Genomic DNA, 1,149 nt, shown 5'->3' with positions numbered 1-1,149 from the left:
GAGACCATTCTCATGATCTTTCTGGTCCTTAGTGCGTTCCTTCTGCCCTGGGGGCAGCCGCCTGTACAGGTACCACACTGGTAGCATACAGAGATGTTCTCTCCGCCTGCCTTCTCAATGTCATGGGTGAAATTGACCAGACCCTTGTTTAAGTTTAAAACCTGTGATTCTAAAGCCATCTTTTTAGGCCTCCTTGATCTTCGGAACCTTCTCGGTCATCAACTTGGCAGCGACCTTCTTGAAGAGACCGGTCTCCTCACCGGTAACGTTGATCTTCGTCCTCTTCATCTTGATCGTACCGTCAGCCGGACACGCATTCACGCAAGCGCCGCAGAAAATGCAGAAATCCTTATTGTACGCCAGCTTACCAGGCTTATGACCAGCCTCCTCAACAGCAGGCAAATACAACGCATTGCACGGGCAGATATCAACACAGGTCGAACAACCAGCCGGACACTTCGACACGTCAAGCTCAAGCTCTCCCTCGAAAACCTTCTCCACCTTCGCAGCATCCTTCGGACACATAACCTGACACCAGGTACAGGTCACACAATCATCAAGATTGATCTCCACAGTACCCGAAAGCTTCGGCTCCGCCACAATCTTCCTCTCGATAGCAATAGCATCCTCCGGACACGCCTCAACACACACCTTACAAGCATCGCACTTCTTCTCATCAAAAGCAAGCTTACCGATCTTCTTAACAGTGAGCGGAGTCGGCTCCTTATAATCGATCTTAAAAGCATCACAGATCTCAGAACAAATGCCACACAACGTGCACTTCTCCTCATCAAGCTTATAATCAATAGTGTACTGCATCGTCGAAGCAGCCTTATGACCCTGATCAACATCAGCCACATCCCTCTTGATAGCGTCCCTCGGGCAAACCTCCTCACAAAGCACACACCTAGTACACTTCTCAGCATCGATCTTAGCCTTCTTCTCAAGCACAGGGAATCCTTCCTGCTCGAGTATCGGGAGTTTTTCAACGCCATCAAAAGATAGCTTGATTGCGTTGAATGGACACAGTATTGTGCATACTCCACAGTAGGAGCACTTCTTCGGGTCGACATCGACCTTAGAGGTCTGTGCCTTACCCCTGTTCACTGCTCCGAGCGGGCCTTCGGAAACGGCCTCTTCGGGGCATGC

1 protein-coding gene is annotated in these 1,149 nt (G+C 50.1%); it reads right to left on the bottom strand.

What is annotated here, in order from left to right:
• Positions 1-183: 183 nt before the first annotated feature.
• A partial coding sequence (locus tag CUJ83_RS15550) for a 4Fe-4S binding protein (protein WP_230743386.1) occupies positions 184-1,149 on the bottom strand: 966 nt, incomplete at its 5' end.

The sequence above is a fragment of the Methanooceanicella nereidis genome, assembly GCF_021023085.1.
Taxonomy (GTDB): Archaea; Halobacteriota; Methanocellia; order Methanocellales; family Methanocellaceae; genus Methanooceanicella; species Methanooceanicella nereidis.
The sequence above is the reverse complement of the archived record's forward strand: the minus strand, read 5'-3'. Positions and strand labels throughout refer to the sequence as shown.